At 70.6% G+C, this 6,271-nt stretch carries 4 protein-coding genes; all 4 read left to right on the top strand.

Going from position 1 to position 6,271, the window contains the following annotated elements; all coding sequences use genetic code 11:
• Positions 1-151: 151 nt before the first annotated feature.
• The 4 genes from secD (at position 152) to ACFV1L_RS34240 (ending at position 6,114) form a co-directional block, all read left to right on the top strand.
• Entirely contained in the window at positions 152-1,945 is a 1,794-nt protein-coding gene (gene secD, locus ACFV1L_RS34225) for a protein translocase subunit SecD (protein WP_380373627.1), read from the top strand.
• Between the two features lie 3 nt (positions 1,946-1,948).
• Positions 1,949-3,049, top strand: coding sequence for a protein translocase subunit SecF (secF, locus tag ACFV1L_RS34230; RefSeq protein ID WP_380373629.1), 1,101 nt, complete (start codon positions 1,949-1,951; stop codon positions 3,047-3,049).
• 24 nt (positions 3,050-3,073) lie between these two features.
• On the top strand, positions 3,074-3,628 hold the full coding sequence (locus ACFV1L_RS34235; protein ID WP_380373632.1) for an adenine phosphoribosyltransferase: 555 nt from the start codon (positions 3,074-3,076) through the stop codon (positions 3,626-3,628).
• A 197-nt stretch (positions 3,629-3,825) separates the two neighbouring features.
• Positions 3,826-6,114, top strand: a complete 2,289-nt coding sequence (locus tag ACFV1L_RS34240) for a RelA/SpoT family protein (RefSeq protein WP_380373635.1) — start codon at positions 3,826-3,828, stop codon at positions 6,112-6,114.
• Positions 6,115-6,271: the final 157 nt, after the last annotated feature.

A 6,271-nucleotide genomic window follows, 5' to 3' on the forward strand; every position in this document is an offset into this window, starting at 1 on the left:
CCGGGGGGCACTCTCCCTCCGACCAGCGGCACCCGCCGCAAGCCCACAGGACCTCTTGGGCCGCCGTGCGTCCGCCGCTCTCCGGCCCCCGCCCTGCGCGGGGGCCGGGGGCGTGGCCGCCGGGCGGCATGGACAGGGAGAAACGAACAAGGTGGCAACACCCAAGTCGCGGTCGCGCGACGGATACCCGGGGAGGGCGCTGGCGCTCATCCTGGTGGTCACCGTCGGCCTGGTGGCCCTCATGTTCGGGACGGGCTTCACCAAGCCCCGTCTCGGTATCGACCTCGCCGGTGGCACCAGCGTCACGCTGACCGCCAAGTCGGACGATCCCTCCGCGATCAACAAGGCCAACCTCGACACCGCGGTCGGGATCATCCAGAAGCGTGTCAACGGCATGGGCGTCTCCGAGGCGGAGGTCCAGACCCAGGGCAACAGCAACATCATCGTCAACATCCCCGACGGTGGTAACACGCAGCAGTCCATCGACAAGGTCGGTGACACCGCGAAGCTGTACTTCCGTCCGGTCCTGGCCACCGCGCCGACCGGCGTGAGCGCCCAGCCGCAGCCGCAGTCGAGCACCGCGCCGTCGACGGCGCCCAGCGGCTCGGCCAGTCCGGCCGCCTCCGCGAGCGGCGCGCCGAGCCCGTCGGCCAGCAAGGCCGGCCGCGCCCTGTCCGGCGCCCTGCAGGCCGACCCGAGCACCGCCCCGAGCGGTGCCGCCTCGGCCGGCGCCACCGGATCGGCCGCCCCGAGCGCCGGTGCCGGCACCGCCCCGAGCGCCCCGGCCTCCGCGGCCGACATGAGCGCCGCGCTGACCCAGGGCACCGTCCCGGCCGAGCTGCAGCAGCAGTTCACCGCGCTGGACTGCTCGGTCAAGGAGCAGCGGCAGAACTACCAGAAGGCCAGTGACCCGTCCGCGCCGGCCGTCGCCTGCTCGTACGACGCGGAGCAGGGCATCTGGTACAAGTTCGCGCTCGGCGGGGTCGCCGTGAACGGCCAGGACGTCTCCAAGGCGCAGGCCGTGTACGACACCCAGAGCGGCAAGGGCTGGATGGTCGACCTGTCGTTCAACGACGCCGGCTCCAAGGCCTTCGCGGACACCACCGGCAAGCTCGCCGCCCAGCCGACCCCGGCGAACCAGTTCGCCATCGTGCTGGACGGCCAGGTGGTCTCGCACCCGTACGTCTCCGAGTCGATCACCGGCGGCAGCGCGGTCATCTCCGGCACCTTCACCCAGAACGACGCCAAGTCGCTGGGCAACGTGCTGAGCTACGGCGCGCTCCCGCTCGACTTCGTGAAGAGCGACGTCACCACCGTCTCCCCGCAGCTCGGCTCCGAGCAGCTGGAGGCCGGCCTGATCGCCGGTCTGATCGGCATGGTGCTGGTGGTCGTCTACTCGCTGGTCTACTACCGCGGCCTGGGCCTGATCTCGATCGCCGGTCTGGCCGTCTCGGCGGTCCTGACCTGGTCGATCATGAGCCTGCTGGGCGCCGGCATCGGCTTCGCGCTGAACCTGCCCGCGGTCTGCGGCGCGATCGTCGCGATCGGCATCACCGCCGACTCGTTCATCGTGTACTTCGAGCGCATCCGGGACGAGGTCCGCGAGGGCGCCCAGCTGCGCCCGGCCGTGCAGCGCGCCTGGCCGCGGGCCCGGCGCACCATCCTGGTCTCGGACTTCGTGTCCTTCCTGTGTGCCGCGGTGCTGTACCTGGTGTCGGTCGGCAAGGTGCAGGGCTTCGCGTTCACGCTGGGCCTGACCACCCTGCTCGACGTCGTGGTGATCTTCCTGTTCACCAAGCCGCTGATCACGCTGCTGGCCCGCACCAAGTTCTTCGCGAGCGGTCACCCGTGGTCCGGCCTGGACCCGAAGCGACTCGGCGCCCGGCCGCCGATCCGCGGCTCCCGCCGCCGCTCCGCCCCCTCCCAGCAGACCCAGGAGGTCTGACCCATGTCGCTCCGCAACATCGGTCACCGCCTCTACCAGGGCGAGGTCTCGTTCGACTTCGTCGGCAGGCGGAAGATCTGGTACTCGATCTCCGCCGTGATCGTCCTGGTGGCCGCGATCGGCCTGGCCATGGGCCTGCACCTGGGCATCGAGTTCAAGGGCGGCTCGGTCTACACCGTGCACAAGCCCGGCCTCTCGGTGTCCCAGGCGAAGGACGCCGCCAACAAGATCACCGGCTCCAACACCGCGCTGGTGCAGACCACGGACAAGGGCGACGTCCGGGTCCAGATCAGCGCCGAGGAGTCGGTGCCGGCGGCGACCTTCACCAAGGAGTTCTCGCAGGCCGTCGGCGTCGAGGAGAAGGACATCAACGCCCAGGTGATCGGCCCCTCCTGGGGTGCCGACATCTCCAAGAAGGCGCTGACCGGCCTGATCGTCTTCATGGTCCTGGTCACCGTCTACCTGGCGATCGCCTTCGAGTGGCGGATGGCGGTGGCCGCCCTGGTCGCGCTGATCCACGACCTGCTGATCACCATCGGCGTCTACGCCCTGGTCGGCTTCGAGGTCACCCCGGGCACCGTGATCGGCTTCCTGACGATCCTCGGCTACTCGCTCTACGACACGGTCGTCGTCTTCGACACCGTGAAGGAGAACACCCAGGGCCTCACCAAGCAGTCCCGCCGCACCTACAGCGAGGCCGCCAACCACGGCCTGAACCAGACCCTGGTGCGTTCCATCAACACCACGGTCGTCGCGCTGCTCCCGGTCTCCGCCCTGCTGTTCATCGGCGGCGGCATCCTGGGCGCGGGCACCCTCAACGACATCTCGCTGGCCCTGTTCATCGGCCTCGCCGCCGGTGCCTACTCCTCGATCTGCGTCGCCACCCCGCTGCTCGCGCAGCTCAAGGAGCAGACTCCGGAGATGAAGGCGCTGGCCAAGCGGGTCGCGCAGCGCCGCGCGTCCGAGGCCAAGGCGGCCGAGGAGGCCGCGGCGCGGGGCGAGGACGGGATGATCGACGAGGAGGTTCCGGCAGGTATGGTCGGACAGCGCAACCAGCCGACCGGCCGTGCCCGGGGCAAGGGCCGGCCGTCCGGCAAGCGCTGAACCCCGCCTCGTTAAGGAACCCCCGTGACCTCCACCACCGACCCCGCCCTGACCGAGCTGCTCAACAGCCGGATCCGGGACGTGCAGGACTACCCCAAGCCGGGCGTCCTGTTCAAGGACATCGCCCCCCTGCTGGCCGACGCCGAGGCGTTCGGCGCGCTGACCCGGGCGCTGGCCGAGCGGGCGAAGGAGCTCGGCGCGACCAAGGTGGTCGGCCTGGAGGCGCGGGGGTTCGTGCTGGCCGCCCCCGCCGCGGTCACGGCCGGACTCGGGTTCGTCCCGATCCGCAAGAAGGGCAAGCTGCCCGGCGACGTGTTCTCCCGCTCGTACGACCTGGAGTACGGGTCGGCGACGCTGGAGGTGCAGTGCGACGCGTTCGAGCCCGGCGAGAAGGTGCTGGTGGTCGACGACGTGCTGGCCACCGGCGGCACCATCGCGGCCTCGCTGGACCTGGTCCAGGAGGCCGGCGCCGAGCTGGTGGGCGTCGTGGTGCTGATGGAGCTCGGGTTCCTGACGGGGCGTGAGAAGCTCGCCCCGCACCTGCACGGTGCGCCGCTGGAGACCCTCGTCGTGGTCTGAGCGCCACCTGCGTCGGAGCCGTCCGGGAACAGATTCCGTTCCCGGGCGGCTTTCCGCTGTGGGGGGTCGGCCAATCGCGGAAGCCCGTGGTGCCGCCGGTACGATGAAGGTTGATCCGTCTGCACGTAGGAGTGTCCTTGCCCGACGAGGTTGTGCCCACGGCTGCGACTGCCAGTTCCCGCCCCTCGCCGGGCGGGATGCGGGCTCGCCTCGCGCGGCTGGGCGGTCAGCGCAGTTCGATGGTCAACCCGGTCCTGGAGCCGCTGTTCCGGACGATCCGGGCCAACGACCCCAAGGCCGACCCGGCCCTGCTCAAGGACATCGAGCGGGCGTACGCGGTGGCCGAGAAGTGGCACCGCGGGCAGAAGCGCAAGAGCGGCGACCCGTACATCACGCACCCGCTGGCGGTGGCGACCATCCTGGCCGAGCTGGGGATGGACGCGCCGACGCTGATGGCGGGCCTGCTGCACGACACCGTGGAGGACACCGACTACGGGCTGGAGACGCTCCGGCACGACTTCGGCGACTCGGTGGCGCTGCTGGTGGACGGCGTCACCAAGCTGGACCGGGTGAAGTTCGGCGAGGCGGCGCAGGCGGAGACCGTCCGCAAGATGGTCGTCGCGATGGCCAAGGACCCGCGGGTCCTGGTGATCAAGCTCGCCGACCGGCTGCACAACATGCGCACGATGCGCTACCTGAAGCGGGAGAAGCAGGAGAAGAAGGCCCGCGAGACGCTGGAGATCTACGCCCCGCTGGCGCACCGGCTGGGCATGAACACCATCAAGTGGGAGCTGGAGGACCTGGCGTTCGCCATCCTCTACCCCAAGATGTACGACGAGATCGTCCGGTTGGTGGCCGAGCGCGCCCCGAAGCGCGACGAGTACCTGGCGACCGTCATCGACCAGGTGCAGGGCGACCTGCGCGGGGCGCGGATCACCGCGCAGGTGACGGGCCGGCCGAAGCACTACTACTCGGTCTACCAGAAGATGATCGTCCGGGGCCGGGACTTCGCCGAGATCTACGACCTGGTGGGCATCCGGGTCCTGGTCGACACCGTCCGCGACTGCTACGCGGCGCTGGGCACCATCCACGCGCGGTGGAACCCGGTGCCGGGGCGGTTCAAGGACTACATCGCGATGCCCAAGTTCAACATGTACCAGTCGCTGCACACGACGGTGATCGGACCCGGCGGCAAGCCCGTCGAACTGCAGATCCGCACCTTCGACATGCACCGGCGCGCCGAGTACGGCATCGCCGCGCACTGGAAGTACAAGCAGCGGGCGGTCGCCGGCGCGTCCAAGGTGCGCACCGACACGCCGACCCACCGGCGGCAGCACGACAAGGCCGACGCGGTCAACGAGATGGCCTGGCTGCGGCAGCTGCTGGACTGGCAGAAGGAGACCGAGGACCCCAGCGAGTTCCTGGAGTCGCTGCGCTTCGACCTGTCCAGCAACGAGGTGTTCGTCTTCACCCCGAAGGGCGACGTGATAGCGCTGCCCGCGAAGGCCACGCCCGTCGACTTCGCCTTCGCGGTGCACACCGAGGTCGGGTACCGGTGCATCGGCGCCCGGGTCAACGGCCGGCTGGTGCCGCTGGAGTCGACGCTGGAGAACGGCGACACCGTCGAGGTGTTCACCTCCAAGGCGGAGAACGCCGGCCCGTCCCGGGACTGGCTGAGCTTCGTCAAGTCGCCGCGGGCCCGGAACAAGATCCGCGCCTGGTTCTCCAAGGAGCGCCGCGAGGAGGCGATCGAGCAGGGCAAGGAGGCGATCGCCCGGACGATGCGCAAGCAGGGCCTGCCGATCCAGCGGATCCTCACCGGGGACTCGCTGGTCACGCTGGCCCACGAGATGCGCTACCCGGACATCTCCTCGCTGTACGCGGCGATCGGCGAGGGCCACGTCGCCGCGGCGGCGATCGTGCAGAAGCTGGTCCAGGCGATGGGCGGCGAGGAGGGCGCGGTCGAGGACCTCGCCGAGACCGCCACCCCGTCCCACCAGCCGCGCTCGATGCGCCGCCGGGCCAAGGGCGACCCGGGCATCATCGTCAAGGGCGTCGACGACGTGTGGGTGAAGCTGGCGCGCTGCTGCACGCCGGTGCCCGGCGACCCGATCGTCGGCTTCATCACCCGCGGCAACGGCGTCTCGGTGCACCGCGCGGACTGCGTCAACGTGGAGTCCCTGCAGCAGCAGCCCGAGCGGATGATCGACGTCGAGTGGGCGGCCACCCAGTCCTCGGTGTTCCTGGTGGCCATCCAGGTCGAGGCGCTGGACCGCTCCCGCCTGCTGTCGGACGTCACCCGGGTGCTCTCCGACCAGCACGTCAACATCCTGTCCGCGGCGGTGCAGACCTCCCGCGACCGGGTCGCGATGAGCCGGTTCACCTTCGAGATGGGCGACCCCAAGCACCTCGGCCACGTGCTGAAGGCGGTGCGCGGCGTCGAGGGCGTGTACGACGTCTACCGGGTCACCTCCGCCCGCAAGTAGCCCCTTCGCCCGGCGCGTCCGGGGCCCCGGGTGCAGCCCGCCCCCACCCCGCCGACACTGGCCGGGTGGGGGCGGTCGGCTATCTGCGGGAGGCACCGTGCGCGGGACTCGGACGATGACGGCGGCGGGCGCGGCGGCGGCCGCCGCGGTCCTGGCG

This window comes from Kitasatospora sp. NPDC059646 (assembly GCF_042734615.1).
GTDB lineage: Bacteria > Actinomycetota > Actinomycetes > Streptomycetales > Streptomycetaceae > Kitasatospora.

What these genes read in the sequence shown, in the direction of transcription:
- secF (WP_380373629.1), top strand. Translation starts at nt 1,949, where the DNA reads ATGTCGCTCCGCAACATCGGTCACCGCCTCTACCAGGGCGAGGTCTCG.
- ACFV1L_RS34240 (WP_380373635.1), top strand. Translation starts at nt 3,826, where the DNA reads ATGCGGGCTCGCCTCGCGCGGCTGGGCGGTCAGCGCAGTTCGATGGTC.